The sequence below is a fragment of the Streptomyces sp. IBSBF 2435 genome (assembly GCF_036815005.1).
In the GTDB taxonomy this organism is placed as follows: domain Bacteria; phylum Actinomycetota; class Actinomycetes; order Streptomycetales; family Streptomycetaceae; genus Actinacidiphila.
Genome location: NZ_JAJSYW010000389.1, coordinates 1 through 1,006, shown reverse-complemented (window position 1 = coordinate 1,006; position 1,006 = coordinate 1). Strand labels below are relative to the sequence as shown.

The 1,006-nt window shown below is 70.3% G+C and carries 1 protein-coding gene; it reads right to left on the bottom strand.

The window, feature by feature from the left end; all coding sequences use genetic code 11:
- Window positions 1-975, bottom strand: a 975-nt coding sequence (locus tag V7E46_RS33615) for a cellulose-binding protein (protein ID WP_333771939.1), incomplete at its 3' end; no start/stop codon positions are given.
- Window positions 976-1,006 lie beyond the last annotated feature (31 nt).

The following is a 1,006-nucleotide window of genomic DNA, read 5'->3' as shown; positions in this document are numbered from 1 at the left end:
GCCCGCGGTCGTGTAGGTGACGCCGGTGTACGGCTGCGAGCAGGTGCCCGAGCATGCCGCGGGCAGGGAGAAGTCGTAGGTCCGGCCGCCGAAGACGTAGCTGTCGGTGACGTCCCGCACCCGGATCCTGAAGTCCGTGCCGCCGTCGGTGAGCGGGTTCAGGATGAACGACTGGCCCATGTCGCTGTTCATCTGCGCGTCGTGCCAGGCCCCGGCGGAGTAATACTCCACACCGTGCACGCCGTTGGGCAGGTGGGAGACCGAGACCGCGCCCCAGTAGCGCTGGGCGCCCTGGAGGAAGCCGATCTTGATGTCACCGGTGTAGCCGGGAGCGGGGACGTAACTCCACGACACATGGCGGTTGTTCCAGCGGTCCGGGAGCCCGGTCACCGTACTGCCGTTCTGCGTGAAGTGGTTGAGTGACGCGGTGTCGAGGTCCAGGTGGTTCGGGTCGTCCCGGCACCAGGCGTTGGCGTCCGCGCAGCTGTCGGCGACCAGCATGGTGAGGGTGGCGCCGTTGTAGGAGTCCTGGGTCCAACCGCCGTTGCGGCAGAAGGGCTGGCCGGGGGCGCCGTCGTTGGTGCCGGTGCAGTAGTCGCCGATGGTGACCTTCACCCAGCGCCCGCAGTTGTGGCCGTTGTCCCAGGCGCCCTTGATCGCGCTCTGTGCGGGCGGCACGGGCCGCGGGTAATTCGCGTAGTCGCCGGGCGTGTTGAAGACGTTCAGCGCGACGAAGTCCGGTGAGTCCAGCTGGGCCTGCGGCATGCCGCAGCCGCCGTAGGGCTGGCCGAGGCCGTCGAAGTGGGTGGCGTTGCCGACGACGTCGGCCGCCGGGGCCGCGCTCGGGGTGGCCGCGGGGGCGGGCAGCATCGTCAGCACGTAGACCAGCACCGCGGCGACAGCCGTGGCCAGAGCCGCGAGCAGCCTGCGGGACGGGTGGTGGGGGTGCGCGGCGCCGCCCATCGACCGCTCCATGGCGCGGGGGGTATGTTATGGCTCCCAACCA